Here is a 19567-nt window from a genome sequence, read left to right as displayed (position 1 = left end):
CCATGTCGCTATCCGGCATCATCCCGGCCACGATTCCTGCTTCGGCGATCGGCGCGGACATCACCCTGACGCGCGAGGACATGAAGTTCATCGCGGCGCTGGTCTATGAGCAGGCCGGCATCGTCATCCGCGAGCACAAGGAGGCGATGACGCGCGGGCGTCTCGCGCGGCGGGTGAAGGCGCTGGGGCTGAGCTCGGTCGCGGAATACTGCGCCTTCCTGAAGACACCGCAGGCGGCGAGCGAATTGCCCGAGCTGATCAACGCGGTGACGACCAACCACACCGCCTTCTTCCGCGAGCGCCACCATTTCGATCATCTGCGTCGGGAGGTGATGCCGCGCCTGGTCCAGGAACGTGCCGGCCGGCGCGGGCGCATCCGCATCTGGTCCTCGGCCTGCTCCTCCGGCGAGGAAGCCTATTCGATCGCCGCCACCTGCCGCGAGGCGATCGGCCCGCGCAGCGATCTCGACTTCAGGATCCTGGCCACGGATATCGACACGGACATTCTCGCGCGGGCCGAGGCCGGCATCTATCCGGCTGACCTGTTCGAGCGCCTGCCGGCGGATGTGAAACCGTCGATGCGGCTGGAAGCCGGTTCCACCCGGGGCGATGCGCGTATCAGCGAGGAGCTGCGCCGGATGGTCGCCTTCAAGCGCCTGAACCTCATCGAGACCTGGCCGATGAAGGGACCTTTCGACGTCATCTTCTGCCGCAACGTCTTCATCTATTTCGACACGCAGACCAAGGCCTCGATCCTCGACCGCTTCGTGGCGCTGCTGTCGCCCGGCGGCTTCCTCTATCTCGGCCATTCGGAATCACTGCCGCAGCCGCATCCCAATCTGCGGCTGATCGGGCGCACCATCTACGAGAGAACAGCATGAGCGTCTCCCGGTCCTCCCGCCGCTATTTCGATCCGCGCTTCGAGGCGACGATCATCACCGTCGCGCCGGGCGAGCACGAGATCACATCGGCCAAGGACGAGATCGTCGCCACCGTGCTGGGCTCCTGCGTCTCGGTATGCCTGCGCGATCCGCAAGCCGGCGTCGGCGGCCTCAACCACTTCCTGCTGCCGAAGAACAATGGCGGCACAGACGCCAGCGCCGGCGAGCGCTATGGCGACACGGCGATGGAGGTGCTGATCAACGCCCTGCTGAAGCGCGGCGCCAGGCGCCAGAATTTCGAGGCCAAGGTGTTCGGCGGCGCGCGCGTGCTCTCGGGCGCGACGATGCTGGCCATCGGCGACGGCAACATCGCCTTCGTCAACGAGTTCCTGAAGGTCGAGGGCATTCCCGTGGTCTCGCGGGATGTCGGCGGCACGCGCTCGCGGCGCATCCACTACCAGCCCTCGACCGGGCGAGCCTGGGTGCAGCATGTCCAGCCCACGGCACGCGACAGCGGCCACGAGCAGGAAATCGCCTATCTCAACCGGCTCAAGAGCCAGCCCGTGGCTGGTGAAGTGGAGGTCTGGTGATGAGCATGGCGACATCCTCCGCCGCGCCGGTCAAGGTTCTCGTCGTCGACGATTCCGTGCTGATGCAGAAGCTGATGACGCAGATCATCAACGGGGCGCCGGGTTTCGAGGTGATCGGCGTCGCCGGCAGCGCCGAGGAAGGCTGGGACGCGATCCAGGACCTGCGGCCCGATGTCGTCACGCTCGACCTCGAACTGCCGGGCCGGCACGGCCTCAAGCTCCTCGCGCGGGTTCTGAAGCAGGATCCGCTGCCGGTGCTGATCGTCTCCGCTTTCGGGGGCCCCGGCGCCGACAACACCATCCAGGCGCTGGAGCTCGGCGCCATCGACTTCATCGAGAAGCCGGACGGCACGACCCATACGCTCGAAGGCTTCATGAAGCATCTGGTGGCGGCGCTGCAGCGCGCCGCGGCCAGCCGCAAGATGATCGCCGCCGCCCGGCAGATGGCGCAAGCTGGCGCTCCGGCGCGTCCGACGGCGCTGCCGCGGGAGCCGGCGCGCGCGGGCAGGACCTCCTTGATCGCCATCGGCGCCTCGACGGGCGGCGTGCCGGCCGTGCAGGCGGTGATGCGCGATCTTGCGCATCTGCGGCTGCCGATCGTGGTCGTCCAGCACATGCCGCCCGGCTACACGGCGAAATTCGCCGCGCGGCTGGCGGGCGCCACGGGCCTCGACGTGCGCGAGGCCGCCGATGGCGACCGCCTGAAGCCGGGGATGGCGGTGGTCGCGCCGGGCGGGCCGCGCCATCTCGAGATCGAGGAGCGGCGCGGCGAGTTCGTCTGCGTGCTGAAGGAGGGGCCGCTCGTCAGCGGGCATTCGCCCTCCGTCGACGTGATGTTCCATTCGGTGGCACGCAGTATCGGTTCGCAGGCGGTCGGCATCCTGCTCACCGGCATGGGCCGGGACGGCGCTGACGGTTTGTTAGCCATGCGGAAAGCCGGAGCCGAAACGTTAATCCAAAGCGGGGAGACCTGCGTGGTAAACGGAATGCCGAAAGCGGCCTTCGAGATCGGAGCAGCCGAACGGGTTGTCCCGCTGGACCAGATCGGCACGACGGTGAGCCATCTCATCGGCGATCGCTCGCATCTGCGGACCGCGTGAGGAGAGTGTGATGTCAAAGGCGAGAAGCGACTACCGCATCCTCGTGGTCGACGACCAGAAAAGCATGCGCGGGCTCGCGACCTATTTCCTGAAGCAGATCGAGTTTCAGGATATCGACGAGGCGGAGAACGCCCGCGAGGCGCTGATGAAGATGCAGCAGAAGCGCTACGACCTGCTGCTGCTCGACTGGAACATGGAAGGCATGAGCGGCATCGATCTGCTGCGCGCCATCCGCTCCGTGCCCGAGCTCAACCAGATCAAGATCATCATGGCGACCTCCGAGCGTTCGGTCGACAAGATGGATGAGGCGACCAGCAACGGCGCCGACCACTACGTCGTGAAGCCCTATGAGCTGCGCGACCTCGAGGTGCGGGTGAAGAAGGTCCTCGCCTGCTGAGGCTCCCTCCGCGAGCGTGGCTCGCGGACATGTGCATTGCCGATGCGCCCCGGAGCCGGAAGGTTTCGGGGCGCATCCATTTGCGGGTCGGAGACGTATAAGGGGTCTGACATGGACAGGCGGACGTTGATCGCAGGCCTCGGTGCGCTGGCGGCGTTGCCGGGTCGCGCCGCGGCGCAGGCTGCCGACGCTTATGCCTTCGGCTTCGACAGGCCCGGCAGCGGGCGGCTTGTGCTGTCCGATTATCGCGGCCGGCCGATCCTCGTCGTCAACACCGCGACGCGCTGCGGCTATGCCGGGCAGATGGCGACGCTGGAGCAGCTCTGGCAACGCTACCAGCCGCGCGGGCTGATGCTGGTTGCCGTGCCGAGCAATGATTTCGGCGGGCAGGAGCCGCTGGAGGGTGCCGCCATCGCCGAGGCGGCGCGCGAGAGCTATGGTGCGACCTATGCCTTCGTCGAGAAGACCGTGGTGAAGGGTCCGCAGGCGCATCCGTTCTACCGTTGGGCGGCCGCGCAGAAGCCGGCGGAGACGCCGCGCTGGAATTTCCACAAATACCTGATCGGCTCCCATGGCGAGCTCGTCGGCGGCTATCCGGCCGGCACCGATCCGCTCTCGCCGCAGCTCGTCAGGGCGATCGGGCAGGAATTGCAGGCCGGTTAGCCTCGTTTTCGCTGGAAATGGGATTCATCCCGGCTTGACCCGGGATCCATGCCAGAGCGCTTGCGATAAAAGTTCAGGCATGGATCCCGGATCTCCGCTTCGCTGCGTCCGGGGTGACGATGCCGAAACCGTGGGCAGCCTACTTCTTCGGACGGAACGCCGCGATCAGGGCCGGGTCGGTTTCCAGATAAGGACCCTCGATCAGGTCGATGCAGTAGGGGATCGCCGGCATCACTGCGTCGAGACATTCGGCAATGGCGCGCGGGCGTCCGGGGAGGTTGACGATCAGGGTGCGGCCGCGGATGCCCGCGGTCTGGCGCGAGAGGATCGCGGTCGGAACCTTCGCGAGGCTGACCTGCCGCATCAACTCGCCGAAACCGGGCATCGGCTTCTCGATCACGTCCTCCGTCGCTTCCGGCGTGACGTCGCGCGGTGCGGGGCCGGTGCCGCCGGTGGTGACGACGAGGCAGCAGCCCTCGCGGTCGGACAGTTCGATCAGCGTCTCGGCGATCAGCTTGCGGTCGTCGGGGATGACGCGGGCGACCGCCTCCCAGGGCGAGGTCAGAACGCGGCCGAAATAGTCGCGGATGGCGGGGCCGCCCTCGTCGGCATAGATGCCCGCCGAGGCGCGGTCCGAGACCGTGACGATTCCAATCCGGGCGACAACGGTCATCGTGCGTCTCCAACGAAGCACTCCGGCTCTATCGGCGAGCGGGAAGGGCGGTCAAGCGCGCGCTGTGCGAACTCTCCCCTCGGTCTGCCTATCAAGGGTGTTTGGAAGGAGATGCTCTGCCCGATCGGGCTCGGGCGGCTTCCCGCAGCCGACGCAGCCACATCCGGCTGAGTGCTGCCGCGCGGGCGAGGCCGATGCGGTTGCGGCCGATGCCGATGAGCGCGTTTCCCATCTCGCGTCGCTCGCCCCAGACATAGGTGCCGGCATCGACGCCGTCGCCGGCGCCGCTGTCGAGGCACTCCGGCGGCGTACCAGCGAGGTCGGCGCGCAGCATCGCGACGGTCAGCGTGCGGCCCGGCGAATGGCGGGCTTGCGTTTCGTCATAGGCGATCTTGAGGAAATGCCGCCGCCCGGCGCTCTCGATCAGGAGCCCCATCGCCAGCGTTTTTCCGTCGAGCAGGAGCGTGTCGACCAGCAGGCCGTCTTCCGCCGCGAACAGCGCGGCGAGGCGGCGGAAATAGGCGGTATCCTCCGGGATGCAGGCGATGGCGGTTCCCGCCTTGCCCTTCCAGCCGGCGGCTTCGAGCGTCAGGAACGAGTCGAGCGCCTCGACCGCAGCCTGTCCCCGGCTGCGCCGGAAGGTGAGGGCGCCGCTCTTGATGACGGCGCGGAACTGCTGCATCCGCTTCTTGTAAGCGGAGCCCAGCGCGCGGCGCAGATAGCGCTCAGGGTCGTCGCCGGGTTGCGCGATCATCACCGGGCGCGCCCAGCGCTCGCAGGTCGCGATGATGCTGCCGGTGGTGCGGCAGGCCTCCGCGAGCGCCGCATGGCCGGGGCCTTCGAGCGGCAGCAGGGGCAAGGCGAGTGTTCGCGGCAGGTCGCCCGAGGCGAGGAGGTAGCGCATCAGCGCGCGCGAGGCCTCGAGCGCATGGTCGCGATCGACCACCGGCAGGGAAGAGACCTCGTAGAGCGGCAGGACCGGCGCGACGAGCACCGCGGCGAAGCCGCTGCGCCAGTCGCGTTCGCGCCGGAGCGCCCAGACTCCGACCAGTTGCTCGAAGTCCAGCGCCTCGCTGTACCAGGCGCAGAGCACGACGATATCGTCCTCCTCGGCCAGCAGGGTCGCTGCGCTGACGGCCGCCGGCGCCATATGCGGATTGGGCTCGAGCGCATGCCGGGCGAGCTCGGCAAAGGCCGGTCCCAGCGCCGCATAGGCGGCCGGGCCGATGCGCCTGACGACGATGCCGCTCACGTCCGGACGCCGTCCCGGTTGCGGCGGCCGAGTTCGCCGCGCAGCGACAGCACGAAGGCGATGACCTGCGCCGTCGCGCGGTAGAGCTCCTCCGGGATCTCGTCATCGAGTTCGACGGCGGAAAGCGCCTGGGCGAGGACGGCGTTCTGCTCGATGGCGACGTCGTGCTCGCGACCGGTCTCGACGATGCGTTCGGCCAGCTCGCCCCGGCCCTTGGCGGTGACGCGCGGCGCGCCCTGCCCGTTATATTCGAGCGCGACGGCGATGCGGGGCGGGCGCGGCGCGCTCATGACAGGCGGTCCAGGAACTGGCCGGCGGTCGGCTGCTTCACGCGCGGCTGCCCGGTGTGGATATCGATGGCACCGCCGGTGAAGTCGGCATGGAGCAGCGCGGTTTCGAGGCCGGGCGCCGCGCCGCGCAGGAGCTTGCTCGTCTCCTCACGCTCGGCCCAGAGGGTGACGCCGACCTCGCGGCCCTGCAGCGTGACCACGCCCTGCAACGGGCCCATCGGCTCGACATCGAGCGCGAAGCGGATGCGCCAGAGCGGCGGCGAGACGCCCTGCGCCTCGCGCCGCGGCGGCTCCTTCTCGACCTGGAGCGGCAGGATCGCGGTGCCGTGCTGGAAGGCGAGGGGGATTTCCGTGAGCCAGCGCTGTGGCTGCGACTGGGCCGGGTCGAGACGCGGGGCATCGAGCGGCAGCGATGCGTATTGCGACAGCTTGATCCGGTCGAGTGCCGCATCGGTCTGGTCGAGCAGCGTCGTGGCGATGGCAAGGGGCTTTTCGCCCGGATGCAGCGTCGGCTCCGATGCGGGCTGTGCGGCGAGCGGACCGTCGCGGCGTGGCGGCGGAACGGGACTACGGCCGTCAGCCGCCGGTTCCGCTGGCGGCATCGCTCCACGCTCCGGTCGGGAGGCTGCCGGCTCGGGCGAGAGCGTCTCGACGATCGGCAGGAGCGTTTCCCGCAAGGCGAGCAGCCCCGCCTTGAGATCGCCGCGCGGCGCTGGGGCCTGCCCGGCGGCGGCGCGGGCTTCCATGAACAGCCCGGAGCCCTGCACGGCCGCCTGCAGGCGTGAGCCGGTCATGATCTGGCGCTCAGCGGGAAAAGCCTGCCGCAGGATCCGGTCGATGGCGGCGAGAAGCGGCTTCGGCAGGGTGAGCGCGACATTGCCCTCGGCGAGGCCGCGCAGATTGGCGAAGAGCGGCGCGAGACTGTCCTGCCGCATCAGCGCCGCGCCCAGCGTCGGGCCGATGGCAATCCGTGGCGATGCCGGCACGGGGGCCGCGGGCTGTCCTGTCTCGCCGGGTGCCGCTGGCCGGACGGTCGCGCCCATTGGTGGCGATCCCGAAATCGGTTCGACGGATTCAGGCGATGCCAGCGACGAGATCGGCGTCGGCGCCGCTGCCGGGACGGCCTGCGTTCCGCGACCGGGCATGGCGTCCGGCAGAGGCCGGGGCGCGTTTTCGGGCAAGGGCCCAGGCGCTGCCGGCGTGGGAGGTCGGCCGGGCTCCAGCGGAGACGCACCGACGGTGGGGGCGGTTACCGCAGGCGGCGGTGTGCTTCCGGCCAGATGCGGGGCCGGGGCGGTGGAAAGGGGAGGCGTGGCGGGAAGGGGCGACGAGGATGCCGGCAAAGCCTGAGCGGGCGCCGGGCTTCCGGTCGGCGGGCGGATCTCGACGAGCGTCGCGCGCAGATCGCCGCCGGGCTGCTCGGGCGCCTCGAGATGCAGGATCAGGGTGGCGCCGGGCTGGAGTGCCGCCTGCTTCGCCTGGGGGCCGGCGAGGACGAGCGCGACCCTGGCATCGCCGATCGTGGCTGTCGCCGTGCCGTCCGCGTCCAGCGAGATGAGCTGCGCCGCGACCGTCTTGCCGGCCGAAAGCTCGCCGGTCGCGTCGAGCGCCTGCAGCAATCTGGCGAAGTTCTGGCTCAGTATGAGCTGGGCGAGGTTCATCGGGCGGCCATGAATCGATGCCCCAACCTCTCAGGAAAGATTAAGGATTCTCTTGCCGTGCGGAGCTTGCCGCACGGAGCTTGCAAGGCGGCCGCGCGTCGGCGGCGCTGGTGCGGTGGCGCCGCCTGCCGCAAGCTCGCCGCCTCGTTCCCAAGGATGATCGCCATGGATTATCGCCGCCTCGGCCGTTCCGGTCTCAAGGTCTCGCCGCTCTGCCTGGGCACGATGATGTTCGGCGGCGCGACGGAAGAGGCGGAATCTCGCCGGATCATCGATCACGCGCATCATGCCGGCATCAATTTCATCGATACGGCCGATGTCTATAACGACGGCCGTTCCGAGGAGGTCACCGGGCGCGCCATCGCCGCGCATCGCCATGACTGGGTGCTGGCGACCAAGGTGGCCAATGTCATGGGCTCCGGCCCCAATCGCGGCGGGCTTTCGCGGCGCTGGGTGATGCAAGCCTGCGAGGACAGCCTGCGCCGGCTCGGCACCGAGGTCATCGACATCTACTATCTGCACAAGGAAGACCACCAGACCCCGCTGGAGGAGACCGTCCACGCCATCGGCGACCTGGTGCGCCAGGGCAAGATCCGGCATTTCGGCATCTCGAACTACCGCTCCTGGCGGCTCGCCGAGATCTGCCGGCTCTGCGACGATCTCGGCATCGACCGGCCCGTCGTCAGCCAACCCTACTACAACGCGATGAACCGCATGCCCGAGGTCGAGCATCTGCCGGCCTGCGGCTATTACGGGCTCGGCGTTGCCTCCTATTCGCCGCTGGCGCGCGGTGTGCTCACCGCGAAATACGCGCCCGGCCAGGCGCCGGCGGAGGGCACGCGCGCCGGGCGCGGCGACAAGCGCATCCTCCAGGCCGAATGGCGCGAGGAGAGCCTCGTCATCGCGCAGACGATCAAGGAGCACGCGGCGAAGCGCGGGCTCAGCCCGATCCAGTTCGCGGTGTGCTGGGTGCTGAACAACACCCTCCTGACCGCGGCCATCGCCGGGCCGCGCACCTTCGAGCAGTGGCAGGCCTATCTGTCGGCGCTGGATGTCGATTTCACCGGGGAGGACGAGGCGCTGGTGGATTCGCTCGTGCCGCCCGGCCATCCCTCGACCCCGGGCTACAGCGACCCGGCCTATCCGCTGGAAGGGCGCGTCAGCCGGGTCTGACGAGGCTGCTCGCCTCCCGTCATTGCGAGGAGCGAAGCGACGAAGCAATCCAGAGGGGCTGCGCGCGACGTCCAGCCCTATCCCCTGGATTGCTTCGCTGCGCTCGCAATGACGGCTGCGGCAGACTCGTCGCTTCAATTCATCATGCAGAAGCCGCCGACGACGAGCTGGGTGCCGCACCAGGGTTTCTTGTCGTCACCGTTCGTGCTGAGCCGGAGCGGCACCGGGTCGTCTTGTTTCGCACTGGATGGCGGGAAGGGCACGCGCTGCGGCTGATCGTTGGCCGCTGCCTGCGTACTGCTTGCCGCGGCGGCGCCCGGAATGACGATGATGCCGCGGCTGACCTTGGCCGCCGGCGCGCTGCTGCGCCCGCCAAGGCGAAACCGTGCGGCCTCCGCCTGCAAGGGCAGGAGGGCGGCTGCGGCGACGAGGCAGGTGATGGCAGCGATGCGGCGCATGGGCGGTCTCCCGATCGCGGGCCAGCATGCCGTGATCTGCCGCAAGGGCAAGCAAAGCCTGGGATCAGCCTCAGCGAGGCGTTAACGGGATTGTCAGGCTACAGCGCGTGGTCGCGTCAGGCTCTCCCATGCCGCCATGGCGCCCCGCACGATCGCTTCCAGCAACGGACGCGAAGCGCCGTCGCGGGCCTGGATCGACATGCCCTGCTGGACGGTGACGTAGTAGCTGGCGATCGCCTGGCGATCGAGCGAGGCAGGCAGCTCGCCTTCAGCGGCGGCGCGGCTCAATCGCTCCTCGATCATCGTGATGCTGCCGGCCCGCATCTCGCGCAGGATGCGGCTGGTTTCCTCGCCGACGCCAACCGCGTTGACAGCCGAGAGCACGACCATGCAGCCGGGCGGGCGGCCCGGCCGGGTGAAGGTCGCGGCGCTGGCCATGAGATAGCCCTCGATGGCCGCCCGCGCCGTTGGCGCATCGCTCAAGGGTGCGAGAATGTCGTCGCTCTCGGTCGCGGCAAAATGGCCGATGGCCTCGCGGTAGAGTTCTTCCTTGCTGCCGAATGCGGCGTAGAGGCTCGGTGAATTGATGCCCATCGCTTCGGTGAGGTCGCTCATCGAGGCCGCCTGATAGCCGCGCTCCCAGAACACATCCATCGCGCGCTCCAGCGCGGCCTGCCGGTCGAAACTGCGTGGACGGCCCCGTTCGGCCATGCGCCGAGCTCCTCGAAATTTATTCTGTGACGTTCATTATATATTTCGCTTGACGGCTGCCGGCAAGCGCGGCATCGATTGTGTATCGATCATCACAGAAATGGAGCTTGTCATGTCACGCCTTGCCGGAAAGCGCGCGCTCGTCACCGGCGGCAGCCGCGGAATCGGCGCCGCCATCGCTCGCAGGCTCGCCGCCGAGGGGGCCGATGTCGCGCTGACCTATGAACGCTCCGCCGACAAGGCGGCTGCGGTCGTCAGGGAGGTCGAGGCCCTCGGCCGCAAGGGTTTCGCCATCGCAGCCGACAGCGCCGACCCTGGGGCGGTGACGCGTGCGGTCGATGATGCCGTGAAGGCGCTCGGCGGCCTCGATATCCTCGTCAACAATGCCGGGATCTTCCGCGGTGGCCCGGTGGCCGACTGGAGCCTCGCCGATATCGACGCGACGCTGGCCGTCAATGTCCGCGCGGTGGTGCTGGCCTCGCAGGCCGCGGCGGCACATCTGGGCGAGGGCGGGCGGATCATCTCGACCGGCTCCTGCCTCGCCGATCGCGTCGTCGAGCCCGGCGTGACGCTCTACGCGATGAGCAAGGCTGCGCTGATCGGCTTCACCAAGGGCCTGGCGCGCGATCTCGGCCCACGCGGCATCACGGTCAACATCGTTCATCCCGGCTCGACCGATACCGACATGAATCCGGCCCATGGCGAGCGGGCCGATGCCCAGCGGGCGCGCATGGCGATCCCGCGCTACGGCAAGCCGGAGGATATCGCCGGGCTCGTCGCCTATCTCGCCAGCGAGGAGGCACGCTTCATCACCGGTGCCGGCTTCGCCATCGATGGCGGCGTGAACACCTGACGGCGCCGGCTTAGTGCCCGGGCAGGACGATCACGGTGGGCGTCGCCGGCAAGGCCGCCTTGCTCACCGTGATCGACGACGTGTCGCGGCGCTCGACCGGCCAGAGCCCTTTGGTCCGGGACAGGAAGCGTTCGAGCGTGCCGCCGCCGAAGAAGTGCATCGGGATCATCACCCGCGCCTGCAGTGATTTCAGCACCTCCAGCATCCCCTCCTGATCGAGGGTATAGCTGCCGTCGACGGGGAAGAGCACGACATCGACGCGGCCGAGCGCCCGCAGATGGCCGGGTTCCAGCGGGTGGTGCAGGTGGCCGAGATGGGCGATGCAGAGATCGCCGATCTCGAAGACGAAGATCGAGTTGCCGTCATAATCGGTGCCGCCATCATAGGTGCGGATATTGGTCGGCACGTTGCGCACGCGGACGTCGCCGAAGGTGACGTCGTGCTTCGCGGCGCCTTTTCCCTCCGGATCCCAGCCCCGGAGGATCAGCTTGATCGCCGGGTCGGGACGGTTGGAGTAGTGCGTCGAGTGCGCCTTGTTCATCGTGGCGATGTCGGGCGTCACTGGCGGGCGGACATAGTCGTTGTAGTCGGTCGCGATCTTCACCCCGCCCGGCGTCTCGATCAGGAAAGTGGCGTGGCCGACGAAGGTGAGCCTTGCCTCGTCCTTCGCGAGCTGGACGCGCTGGATCGGCAGGCGATAGCTCGCCATCTCCGGACGGCAGCCCGGCTCGTTCGACTGGGCGCGGGCGTGGGCTGTCGCCAGCAGCGCGAAGGCGAGGGTCGCAAGCAGGCGCAACAGGATGGCGGGCAGGCTCACTGGCGGGCTCCAGCAGCATTCGGGCCAAATGAGTTCAGGTCACGGGAGCTTCCGGCAAAAGTCGTGCCGGGGGAAGGGGCCGCGCGCCGAGATGGCGGTTTCGTGACGGCGCTGGACAGAGCTTCTGCCTTCGGGCAATCGGGGCGTTCCGTCTTCGCGAGGACGCCATGTCGGTCGCAAACCGCCTCAGATTCGTAGCTCTGCTGTTCCTGGCCGGCGGCCTCGTCGCGTTCTTCTATGTTTTCCGGATTTCCGGCTGGGAGCGGGTCGATGGCGGCGCGCGCTTCCTCATTCCCGACACGGACGGGAAGCAATTCGTGAAGGCGGAGATATTGCCCCTGCTCGGCCAGTATGGCGGCATCGCCATCGGCTTGAGCGTCGTGCTGCTGATCTTCGCGCAGATCGCCGCGATGCGCCAACGCCGCGCGACCGCGGAGGGAAGGCCGCAGCCTCAGCCGGCCAGGATGAGGCCGCTTCGCTTCATCGCGCTCGTCGTGCTCTCGACTGTGATCGGATGCGGCCTGACGATCGGCTATCGCTGGTACGACTATGTCGCCAATGCCGCGAGCCCGTATGACGAGATTGGCATCGACATCAACAGCCGCCTGCCCGAGCCCTTGCGCGCCTGGGGCTGCAGCCGCTTGAAAGAGCGGTTCGCGCGCGCAATCCCGCCCTACGGCTGCAGCGATGCCAGCGGGCGCGCCTGGCGCTGAGACCGCGAATATGCCTCGTGCCGGCCTGCTCGCGGTTGCGGGCTTTGGCCGCGCTCGCTACATAGCGGCCAGATTTCCCGACATCCCGTCGCCAAGCGTTTGAAAGCGGAGCCCGCTCGCCCCATGTCCCGTCAGTTCATCTACCATATGCGCGGCCTGTCCAAGACCTATCCGGGCGGCAAGCAGGTGCTGAAGGACATCCACCTGTCCTTCTACCCGGACGCCAAGATCGGCGTGCTCGGCGTCAACGGTGCCGGTAAGTCGACCCTGCTCAAGATCATGGCTGGGTTCGACAAGGAGTGGACCGGCGAGGCCTGGGTCGCGGAAGGCGCGCGCGTCGGCTACCTGCCGCAGGAGCCGAAGCTCGACGAGACGCTGAACGTCCGCGACAACATCATGCTCGGCGTGGCCCCGCAGAAGGCGATCCTCGACCGCTACAACGAGCTCGCCATGAACTATTCGGACGAGACCGCCGACGAGATGACCAATCTCCAGGACGAGATCGAGGCGAAGGGGCTGTGGGATCTCGACTCCAAGGTCGACCAGGCGATGGACGCGCTGCGCTGCCCGCCGGACGACTGGGCCGTCGACAAGCTCTCGGGCGGCGAGCGCCGCCGCGTCGCGCTCTGCAAGCTGCTGCTGGAACAGCCGGAGCTCTTGCTGCTCGACGAGCCGACCAACCATCTCGACGCCGAGACCACTGCCTGGCTCGAAGGCCATCTGCGGAGCTATCCGGGCGCGATCCTGATCGTCACCCACGATCGCTACTTCCTCGATAACGTCACGAGCTGGATCCTCGAGCTCGATCGCGGCCAGGGCATCCCCTATGAGGGGAATTACTCGTCCTGGTCAGTGCAGAAGCAGAAGCGTCTCGCCCAGGAAGGCCGCGAGGACGTCTCGCGTCAGAAGACCCTGGAGCGCGAGCAGGAATGGATCTCGGCCTCGCCGAAAGCGCGCCAGGCCAAGAGCAAGGCCCGCATCCAGCGCTATGACGAGCTGGTGCAGAAGGCCTCGAACAAGGGGCCCGACACCGCCCAGATCATCATCCCGATCGCCGAGCGGCTGGGTAACAACGTCGTCGATTTCGAGGATCTGTCGAAGGGCTTCCAGGACAAGCTCCTGATCGACGGGCTCTCCTTCAAGCTGCCGCCGGGCGGCATCGTCGGAGTGATCGGCCCCAACGGCGCCGGCAAGACGACGCTGTTCAAGATGATCACCGGCGTCGAGAAGCCCGATGCCGGCACGATCAAGATCGGCGAGAGCGTCCAGCTCGGCTATGTCGATCAGAGTCGCGACTCGCTCGACGACAAGAAGAACGTCTGGGAGGAGATCTCGGGCGGCAACGACATCATCTATCTCGGCAAGAAAGAGATCAATTCGCGGGCCTATTGCTCGGCCTTCAACTTCAAGGGCGGTGACCAGCAGAAGAAGGTCGGCTCGCTCTCGGGCGGCGAGCGCAACCGCGTCCATCTCGCCAAGATGCTGAAGAGCGGCGCCAACGTCCTGCTGCTCGACGAGCCGACCAACGACCTCGACGTCGATACGCTGCGCGCGCTCGAAGAGGCGCTGGAGGATTACGCCGGCTGCGCCGTGATCATCAGCCACGATCGCTGGTTCCTCGACCGCATCGCGACCCACATCCTCGCCTTCGAGGGCGACAGCCATGTCGAGTGGTTCGAGGGCAACTTCGCCGAATACGAGGAGGACAAGCAGCGCCGCCTCGGCATCGACTCGACCATCCCGAAGCGCATCCAGTACAAGAAGTTCACCCGCTGAGCCTTCCGATTCGGAACTGAAAAAGCCCCGCGACAGCTCGTCTGTCGCGGGGCTTTTCCGTTTGCCGACTGTGGCTCGGCCGCACGTCCCGCTGCATTATGCCGCAATGCCCGGCACGCTGCCCGGCCATGCCCCGATCATCGGTCACTTTAAGGTCGGCTTAAGGTAGGTCTCCTTACGACGAGGCGGAATCCAAAGCTTCGTCAGGCTTTGGATTCTCCAAGGTAAGTCTAGAGCCGGTTCAATTATTGAACGGCATCTTCTCTGCGTAACGCGAAGGTCGGCTATGAGCAGCGAGTATATCCAGGATATGGTTGAAAATCTGAAGGATGGCCGCCTGTCGCGGCGTTCCTTCATTCGGAAATTGGCGGCGGTCGGCATCACCGCCCCGATCGCGAGCCAGATTCTGGCCTGGAATGGCGTGGCGATGGCGAATGCCACGCTCGAATACAAGCCGACCAAGGCCGGCGGTGGCGGCCCGCTCAAGATGCTGCTCTGGCAGGCGCCGACCCTGCTGAACCCGCATTTCGCCTCGGGCACCAAGGACCAGATCGCCTCGCGCATCTTCTACGAGCCGCTGGCCGGCTGGGACAAGGAGGGCAATCTCTTCCCGCAACTCGCTGCCGAAGTTCCCAGCAAGGCCAATGGCGGCCTGTCCGAGGACGGCAAGACCGTGACCTGGAAGCTGAAGCCCGGCGTGAAGTGGCATGACGGCAAGCCGTTCACGGCCGATGACGTCGTCTTCACCTGGGAATACGCCGCCGACCCGGCGACCGCCGCCTATACCACCGGTGCCTATGCCAACATCAAGGTCGAAAAGGTCGACGATTTCACCGTCAAGGTGATCTTCAAGGAGCCGACCCCGTTCTGGGCCGATCCTTTTGTCGGCGTCGCCGGCATGATCATCCCGAAGCACCATTTCGGCGAGTACAAGGGCGCCAAGTCGCGCGAGGCCCCGGCCAACCTCAAGCCGGTCGGCACCGGCCCCTACAAGTTCGTCGAGTTCAAGCCGGGCGACATCATCCGGACCGAGCGCAACACCGAGTATCACGTCGCGAACCAGCCCTTCTTCGACACCTTCGAGGTCAAGGGCGGCGGTGACGCGGTCTCGGCGGCGCGCGCCGTGCTGCAGACCGGCGAATACGACTATGCCTGGGACTCGCTGGTCGAAGAGGATGTGCTCAAGCGCATGGAGACCGGTGGGCGCGGCAAGGTCAGCGTCGCGGTGGCCGGCGACATCGAGTTCATCACGCTGAACACGACCGATCCGTGGACCGAGGTCGACGGCGAGCGCTCGAGCAAGAAGACCAAGCACCCGACGCTGTCGGACCCGGCCGTGCGCCAGGCGATCAACCTGCTGATCGACCGCGACTCGATCCAGAAGTTCATCTATGGCCGCGCCGGCATCCCGACCGCCAGCTTCGTCAACCAGCCGAAGCAGTTCAAGTCGGAGAAGCTGAAATACGAGTTCAGCATCGCCAAGGCGAACCAGATCCTCGACGAGGCCGGCTGGAAGAAGGGCTCCGACGGCATCCGCGAGAAGGATGGCAAGAAGCTCAAATACGTCTTCCAGACCTCGATCAACGCGCCGCGCCAGAAGGTTCAGGCGATCATCAAGCAGGCCTGCCAGAAGGCCGGTATCGAGCTCGAGCTGAAGTCGGTCACGGCCTCGGTGTTCTTCTCGTCGGACGTCGCCAACCCCGACACCTACACCAAGCTCTATACCGACATCGAGATGTACACCACGACCCAGCCGCAGCCCGATCCGGAGCGCTTCCTCAACCAGTTCACCTCCTGGGAAGTCGCCAGCAAGGAGAACAAGTGGCTGGGCCGCAACGTCTCGCGCTACACCGACCCCGAGGCCGACAAGGCCTATCGGGAAGCGCAGAAGGAGCTCGACCCGGCCAAGCGCGCCGCGCTGCTGATCAAGGTCAACGAGATCTTCTGCGAGGCCAATGTCATCCTGCCGGTCCTGTCGCGGACGAAGGTGGTCTCCGCTGCGCAGAACCTCGCGCATGACCACTCGGGCTGGGACGTCGATACCTGGAACCTGGGGGCCTGGTATCGCAGCTGAGCCATGAGCGGCCCCTCGCCGGGAGCTTTCCGGCGAGGGGCCGCTCTAAAGACCTCCGATCCATCGCCATGCCCAATTGGGCGTGAAGCGGTGATCGCAATGCAAAGGCCCGGTGGATTTGATCCGCCGGGCCAGACCAGTTTCCGGGCCGGCGGTCTAACGAGATCCATGCGCCAGAGTGCAGAGCGCTGCCCGGTCAGCTGCAGATTTGGGCCTCGACCGATGCCATGGCGTCCCGATAGGAGCGGACATGGATGCCGTCATGGGTGCTGTCCGGCTTGGCGAAGCCCTCGGTTCCGTCGCGGGTGCCGGCGAAGGGGTCGATGAAGGTGCAGGCGTGGCGATCGCAGGCCCGCTTCAGCCTCTCGGACAGCGCGACCACCGCTGCCGGCTCATAATACTTGATCATTCCGGGCTCAGCCGGGGGAACCGCGGCGACGAAGACCTTCGTGGACAGAGCGGCCGCGCTGGCGATCAGCCGGTCGGCATTGCGTTCGAAGGCGTCGAGGTATTTCGGTTGGGTCGGCTTGCGTTTGCGATGCAGATCGTTGGTGCCGATCAGGATGACGATGCTGCCGGGCTTTTTCGTAAAGGCGAATGTCGCCCAATGGCCGTTCATATCCGTCATCTTGGCGCCGCTGATGCCGGCATTGACGACATTGCGGCCGCAGAGGCGATGGGTCGCGTTGATCATCTCGGCATTGGAATCGCCCGCGATGAAGACATAGTCCGGATCGGCCTCGCCGATATGGGCGTTGATGACCGCGAGCCGGGCCAGTAGCGGGAAGTTCTCCGCCGGTTTGCGCAGCGCGAGATAGGTGCCGGTGGCGGCGGCGGCGACGAGCACCACGGCGAGGGCGGTAAGGACGCGGCGGGAGCGGAGCCAGCCAGTAAACGCATCCGGCGCCGGCAGGCGCGCGAGCAGGCTTGCTTCGGTCGCAAGGAGGCGGGGGCGTAGCTTCATGGCGTTCTTTTCGACGAGATGCCAGGAGAGGAAGGCGAGAGCGAAGGCCAGGCACCAGGAGATGGCGGCATTGGCCCACCAGGACTGGCCCGCGCCGAAGGTCGCGACCACGGCCTGCTGGATCGGGAAGCCGTAGAGGAACAGGCCGTAGGAATAGTCGCCCGACGAGACCAGCCAGCTGCGGCGCGGGCTGGTGAGCCCGAGGAAGGCGGTGAGATAGGCGCAGGGCAGGGCGATCAGGTAGTCGCCGCCGGGGACGCTCAGCCCCAGCAGCGTCGCGGCGAGGGCCAGCGCGAACAGCGCCTTGCTCCAGATGATCCGCTTCCGGAACAGATAGACGCCGATGCCATAGAGGAAGCAGAGGATCAGCACGGGGCCCGAAACGGTGACGCCCGGCTGGTGACGCCTGATCAGGACGTAGATGACGAAAATGACGGCGTGGACGATGAGGATCGTTGCAAGCGCGCGATCCTCCCGGCGCAACAGCCCCAGCGCGGTGATGCCGGCGATGATCAGGTAGCAATACAGCTCCCAGGGCAGGGTCCAGAGCTGGCCGTTGACCAGTCCTGACCAGGGATTGCCCAGAAACACGCCCGGCAGGAGAAACTGGACGACGCCGAGGATGTTCAGGAAATACTGCCGGAAGAGCGGACTGCTAAAATACTCCGTCAGCGGCAGCGTCGTGAAGATCGCGCCGATGACGATGGCGGCAAAGGTCTCCACGGCGAGCGCCGGCACCAGCCGGATCAGGCGCAGGCCGAGAAAGGAGATCAGCGACCGGCAGCGCTCGAGGCTGCCGGCGACGAGAAAGCCGCTGAGCGCGAAGAACATCGGCAGGATCAGCGCGACCGCCGGGCGCCATGCGCCGCCGAAGACACGCAACGTCTCGCCGACGCCATAGGCCACGCCGACCGCATGTGTGACGATGACGAGCGTCGAGAGCAGCAGGCGCAGATAGTCGAAGCCAGCCGGCCGGTTGCCGGCGGCGGCCAGGCGCTCGGCGAAGGAGGGGCCGTTCAGCCACCACCACCTTGTGCCTGCAGCAGCGGTCGCGACCGGAGCGGCCGGCCCGGCCGCCTCGATCGATACATCGTCTTGCCGTCTCACGGCGCGTCTTTCCTGCCCGTGGATCAGTGCTTCGGCTTGCCGCCGACGAGGATGCTGGCGTCGACATCCTTGATGTCGCGCTTGCCGCAGAGTGCCATGGTGACGTCGAGCTCCTTGCGGATGATGTCGAGCGCGGCCGTCACGCCCTGCTCGCCCATCGCGCCGAGCCCATAGAGGAAGGCGCGGCCGATGAAGGTGCCCTTGGCGCCGAGCGCGACCGCCTTGAGCACGTCCTGGCCCGAGCGGATGCCGCCGTCGAACAGCACCTCGATGCGGTTGCCGACCTGCTCGACGATGCCGGGCAGGGCCTCGATCGAGGACAGCGCGCCATCGAGCTGGCGGCCGCCATGGTTCGAGACGATCAGGGCGTCGGCGCCGCTTTTCGCGGCCATCTCGGCGTCCTCGGGATCGAGGATGCCCTTCAGGATCAGCTTGCCGCCCCATTGCTCCTTGATCCACTGGACATCGTCCCAGTTCAGCTTCGGGTCGAACTGGCTGGCGGTCCAGGAGGAGAGCGAGGACATGTCGGCGACGCCGGTGACGTGGCCGACGATGTTGCCGAACTGCCGGCGCGGCGTGTCCAGCATCTTCAGGCACCAGCGCGGCTTGAAGGCGAGGTTGATGAGATTGGCCAGCGTCGGCTTCGGCGGGGCGGAGAGGCCGTTGCGGATGTCCTTGTGGCGCTGGCCGAGGATCTGCAGGTCCAGCGTCAGCACCAGGGCCGAGCAGCCGGCGGCCTTGGCGCGCTGGATCAGGCGCGAGATGAAGTCGCGGTCCTTCATCACATAGAGCTGGAACCAGAAGGGCGCGCTGGTGTGGTTCGCCACGTCCTCGATCGAGCAGATGCTCATGGTCGAGAGCGTGAAGGGCACGCCCGCCTTGGCGGCGGCCTTGGCGGCGAGGATCTCGCCGTCGGCGTGTTGCATGCCGGTGAGGCCGGTGGGAGCGAGCGCGACGGGCATCGCAACCGGCTGGCCGATCATCTCGCTGGCGAGCGATCGATCGGTCATATCGACGGCGACGCGCTGGCGCAGCTTGATCTTGGCGAAGTCGGCCTCGTTGGCGCGATAGGTGCCCTCGGTCCAGGCGCCGGAATCGGCGTAATCGTAGAACATGCGCGGCACGCGGCGCTTCGCCAGCAGGCGCAGATCTTCGATGGTCAGGGGCTGGGCCATGGTCGTTGCGGCTCCAAATTCCTCTCGGCATTGCCTTCGCGAAAACCGATTTTCGCCACGACAATGCCCTGGACAGTCGAGACCTGCTCGGTCGCACAGATGGCGGTGGCAGGCAACACTCCCGGAGCAGGCCGCTATGCCGCAGGCGACGGGGTCGGGGCAGTTGCAGGCAAAACGGAGCGGCTACATTCCGCAAAGTCAGGCTCCGGCCGGCAAGGCTCGGCGGGTGCCTTCTCGCT

19 protein-coding genes are annotated in these 19567 nt (G+C 67.2%); 10 read left to right on the top strand and 9 right to left on the bottom strand.

The features are described 5' to 3' along the window. The first annotated feature begins 2 nt into the window (after window positions 1-2). The 5 genes from GY40_RS04330 to GY40_RS04310 all read left to right on the top strand — a co-directional run bounded on the left by GY40_RS04330 (window position 3) and on the right by GY40_RS04310 (window position 3631). A complete protein-coding gene (locus tag GY40_RS04330; protein ID WP_051987500.1) occupies window positions 3-881 on the top strand; it encodes a CheR family methyltransferase in 879 nt (292 codons plus the stop codon). Further along, complete coding sequence (locus GY40_RS04325) at window positions 878-1471, top strand: hypothetical protein (protein ID WP_038358937.1); 594 nt, start codon at window positions 878-880, stop codon at window positions 1469-1471. Before GY40_RS04330 ends, GY40_RS04325 begins: the two co-directional genes overlap by 4 nt. Continuing rightward, the gene (gene cheB / locus GY40_RS04320; RefSeq protein WP_051987499.1) at window positions 1471-2571 is read left to right on the top strand and encodes a chemotaxis-specific protein-glutamate methyltransferase CheB; all 1101 of its coding nucleotides are present in this window, start codon (window positions 1471-1473) and stop codon (window positions 2569-2571) included. The genes GY40_RS04325 and cheB overlap by 1 nt, the downstream gene beginning before the upstream one ends. A 10-nt stretch (window positions 2572-2581) precedes the next feature. Continuing rightward, on the top strand, window positions 2582-2968 hold the full coding sequence (locus GY40_RS04315; protein ID WP_038358933.1) for a response regulator: 387 nt from the start codon (window positions 2582-2584) through the stop codon (window positions 2966-2968). Between the two features lie 111 nt (window positions 2969-3079). Then, window positions 3080-3631 (top strand): glutathione peroxidase, encoded by a 552-nt coding sequence (locus tag GY40_RS04310; RefSeq protein ID WP_038358932.1) that lies wholly within the window; start codon window positions 3080-3082, stop codon window positions 3629-3631. Window positions 3632-3770: 139 nt separating this feature from the next. On the opposite strand, the gene mog is transcribed toward GY40_RS04310, so the two are convergent. The 4 genes from mog to GY40_RS26435 form a co-directional block, all read right to left on the bottom strand. Beyond that, window positions 3771-4304 carry a molybdopterin adenylyltransferase gene (mog, locus tag GY40_RS04305; protein WP_038358930.1) on the bottom strand — a complete coding sequence of 178 codons (534 nt, stop codon included), beginning with the start codon at window positions 4302-4304 and terminating at the stop codon, window positions 3771-3773. Between the two features lie 91 nt (window positions 4305-4395). Beyond that, on the bottom strand, window positions 4396-5556 hold the full coding sequence (locus GY40_RS04300; RefSeq protein ID WP_038358927.1) for a GNAT family N-acetyltransferase: 1161 nt from the start codon (window positions 5554-5556) through the stop codon (window positions 4396-4398). Further along, entirely contained in the window at window positions 5553-5846 is a 294-nt protein-coding gene (locus tag GY40_RS04295; protein WP_038358923.1) for an EscU/YscU/HrcU family type III secretion system export apparatus switch protein, read from the bottom strand. The genes GY40_RS04300 and GY40_RS04295 overlap by 4 nt, the downstream gene beginning before the upstream one ends. Beyond that, complete coding sequence (locus GY40_RS26435) at window positions 5843-7507, bottom strand: flagellar hook-length control protein FliK (RefSeq protein ID WP_051987498.1); 1665 nt, start codon at window positions 7505-7507, stop codon at window positions 5843-5845. The genes GY40_RS04295 and GY40_RS26435 overlap by 4 nt, the downstream gene beginning before the upstream one ends. Before the next feature lie 165 nt (window positions 7508-7672). Between GY40_RS26435 and GY40_RS04285 the strand changes: the two genes are divergently transcribed. Continuing rightward, window positions 7673-8680, top strand: a complete 1008-nt coding sequence (locus GY40_RS04285) for an aldo/keto reductase (protein WP_038358921.1) — start codon at window positions 7673-7675, stop codon at window positions 8678-8680. Between the two features lie 134 nt (window positions 8681-8814). On the opposite strand, the gene GY40_RS04280 is transcribed toward GY40_RS04285, so the two are convergent. Together GY40_RS04280 and GY40_RS04275 are read right to left on the bottom strand one after the other, a co-directional pair. Continuing rightward, entirely contained in the window at window positions 8815-9138 is a 324-nt protein-coding gene (locus GY40_RS04280) for a hypothetical protein (protein ID WP_038358920.1), read from the bottom strand. A gap of 93 nt (window positions 9139-9231) precedes the next feature. Further along, a complete protein-coding gene (locus tag GY40_RS04275; RefSeq protein WP_038358919.1) occupies window positions 9232-9849 on the bottom strand; it encodes a TetR/AcrR family transcriptional regulator in 618 nt (205 codons plus the stop codon). Window positions 9850-9961: 112 nt separating this feature from the next. Here GY40_RS04275 and GY40_RS04270 point away from each other — a divergent pair, with 112 nt between their 5' ends. Beyond that, window positions 9962-10702, top strand: a complete 741-nt coding sequence (locus GY40_RS04270) for an SDR family NAD(P)-dependent oxidoreductase (RefSeq protein WP_038360040.1) — start codon at window positions 9962-9964, stop codon at window positions 10700-10702. Window positions 10703-10712: 10 nt separating this feature from the next. Here GY40_RS04270 and GY40_RS04265 read toward each other — a convergent pair whose 3' ends face one another. Beyond that, the gene (locus tag GY40_RS04265; protein WP_038358917.1) at window positions 10713-11519 is read right to left on the bottom strand and encodes an MBL fold metallo-hydrolase; all 807 of its coding nucleotides are present in this window, start codon (window positions 11517-11519) and stop codon (window positions 10713-10715) included. A 167-nt stretch (window positions 11520-11686) separates the two neighbouring features. On the opposite strand from GY40_RS04265, the gene GY40_RS28170 reads away from it, so the two are divergent. From GY40_RS28170 to GY40_RS04250, 3 genes are all read left to right on the top strand, one after another. Next, window positions 11687-12232, top strand: coding sequence for a hypothetical protein (locus GY40_RS28170; protein WP_248311086.1), 546 nt, complete (start codon window positions 11687-11689; stop codon window positions 12230-12232). Window positions 12233-12355: 123 nt separating this feature from the next. Next, a complete protein-coding gene (gene ettA / locus GY40_RS04255; RefSeq protein ID WP_038358914.1) occupies window positions 12356-14008 on the top strand; it encodes an energy-dependent translational throttle protein EttA in 1653 nt (550 codons plus the stop codon). Between the two features lie 286 nt (window positions 14009-14294). After that, the gene (locus GY40_RS04250) at window positions 14295-16082 is read left to right on the top strand and encodes a peptide ABC transporter substrate-binding protein (protein ID WP_038358913.1); all 1788 of its coding nucleotides are present in this window, start codon (window positions 14295-14297) and stop codon (window positions 16080-16082) included. A 196-nt stretch (window positions 16083-16278) separates the two neighbouring features. Here the strand turns inward: GY40_RS04250 and GY40_RS26950 are convergent, their stop codons facing one another. Both GY40_RS26950 and GY40_RS04240 read right to left on the bottom strand, forming a co-directional pair. Beyond that, entirely contained in the window at window positions 16279-18153 is a 1875-nt protein-coding gene (locus GY40_RS26950; RefSeq protein ID WP_081925127.1) for an acyltransferase family protein, read from the bottom strand. Between the two features lie 23 nt (window positions 18154-18176). Next, a complete protein-coding gene (locus GY40_RS04240) occupies window positions 18177-19328 on the bottom strand; it encodes an alpha-hydroxy acid oxidase (RefSeq protein WP_038358912.1) in 1152 nt (383 codons plus the stop codon). Between the last annotated feature and the right edge of the window lie 239 nt (window positions 19329-19567).

Origin of the sequence: Allobosea sp. UNC402CLCol (assembly GCF_000745475.1) — a bacterium.
In the GTDB taxonomy this organism is placed as follows: domain Bacteria; phylum Pseudomonadota; class Alphaproteobacteria; order Rhizobiales; family Beijerinckiaceae; genus Allobosea; species Allobosea spartocytisi.
Note: the sequence above shows the minus strand (reverse complement) of the source record. Positions and strands in the feature narration are given on the sequence as shown.

Coding starts and splice junctions, on each gene's coding strand:
- GY40_RS04330 (WP_051987500.1), top strand. CDS start 3: ATGTCGCTATCCGGCATCATCCCGGCCACGATTCCTGCTTCGGCGATC.
- GY40_RS04325 (WP_038358937.1), top strand. CDS start 878: ATGAGCGTCTCCCGGTCCTCCCGCCGCTATTTCGATCCGCGCTTCGAG.
- cheB (WP_051987499.1), top strand. CDS start 1,471: ATGAGCATGGCGACATCCTCCGCCGCGCCGGTCAAGGTTCTCGTCGTC.
- GY40_RS04315 (WP_038358933.1), top strand. CDS start 2,582: ATGTCAAAGGCGAGAAGCGACTACCGCATCCTCGTGGTCGACGACCAG.
- GY40_RS04310 (WP_038358932.1), top strand. CDS start 3,080: ATGGACAGGCGGACGTTGATCGCAGGCCTCGGTGCGCTGGCGGCGTTG.
- mog (WP_038358930.1), bottom strand. CDS start 4,304: ATGACCGTTGTCGCCCGGATTGGAATCGTCACGGTCTCGGACCGCGCC.
- GY40_RS04295 (WP_038358923.1), bottom strand. CDS start 5,846: ATGAGCGCGCCGCGCCCGCCCCGCATCGCCGTCGCGCTCGAATATAAC.
- GY40_RS26435 (WP_051987498.1), bottom strand. CDS start 7,507: ATGAACCTCGCCCAGCTCATACTGAGCCAGAACTTCGCCAGATTGCTG.
- GY40_RS04285 (WP_038358921.1), top strand. CDS start 7,673: ATGGATTATCGCCGCCTCGGCCGTTCCGGTCTCAAGGTCTCGCCGCTC.
- GY40_RS04280 (WP_038358920.1), bottom strand. CDS start 9,138: ATGCGCCGCATCGCTGCCATCACCTGCCTCGTCGCCGCAGCCGCCCTC.
- GY40_RS04275 (WP_038358919.1), bottom strand. CDS start 9,849: ATGGCCGAACGGGGCCGTCCACGCAGTTTCGACCGGCAGGCCGCGCTG.
- GY40_RS04270 (WP_038360040.1), top strand. CDS start 9,962: ATGTCACGCCTTGCCGGAAAGCGCGCGCTCGTCACCGGCGGCAGCCGC.
- GY40_RS28170 (WP_248311086.1), top strand. CDS start 11,687: ATGTCGGTCGCAAACCGCCTCAGATTCGTAGCTCTGCTGTTCCTGGCC.
- ettA (WP_038358914.1), top strand. CDS start 12,356: ATGTCCCGTCAGTTCATCTACCATATGCGCGGCCTGTCCAAGACCTAT.
- GY40_RS04250 (WP_038358913.1), top strand. CDS start 14,295: ATGAGCAGCGAGTATATCCAGGATATGGTTGAAAATCTGAAGGATGGC.
- GY40_RS04240 (WP_038358912.1), bottom strand. CDS start 19,328: ATGGCCCAGCCCCTGACCATCGAAGATCTGCGCCTGCTGGCGAAGCGC.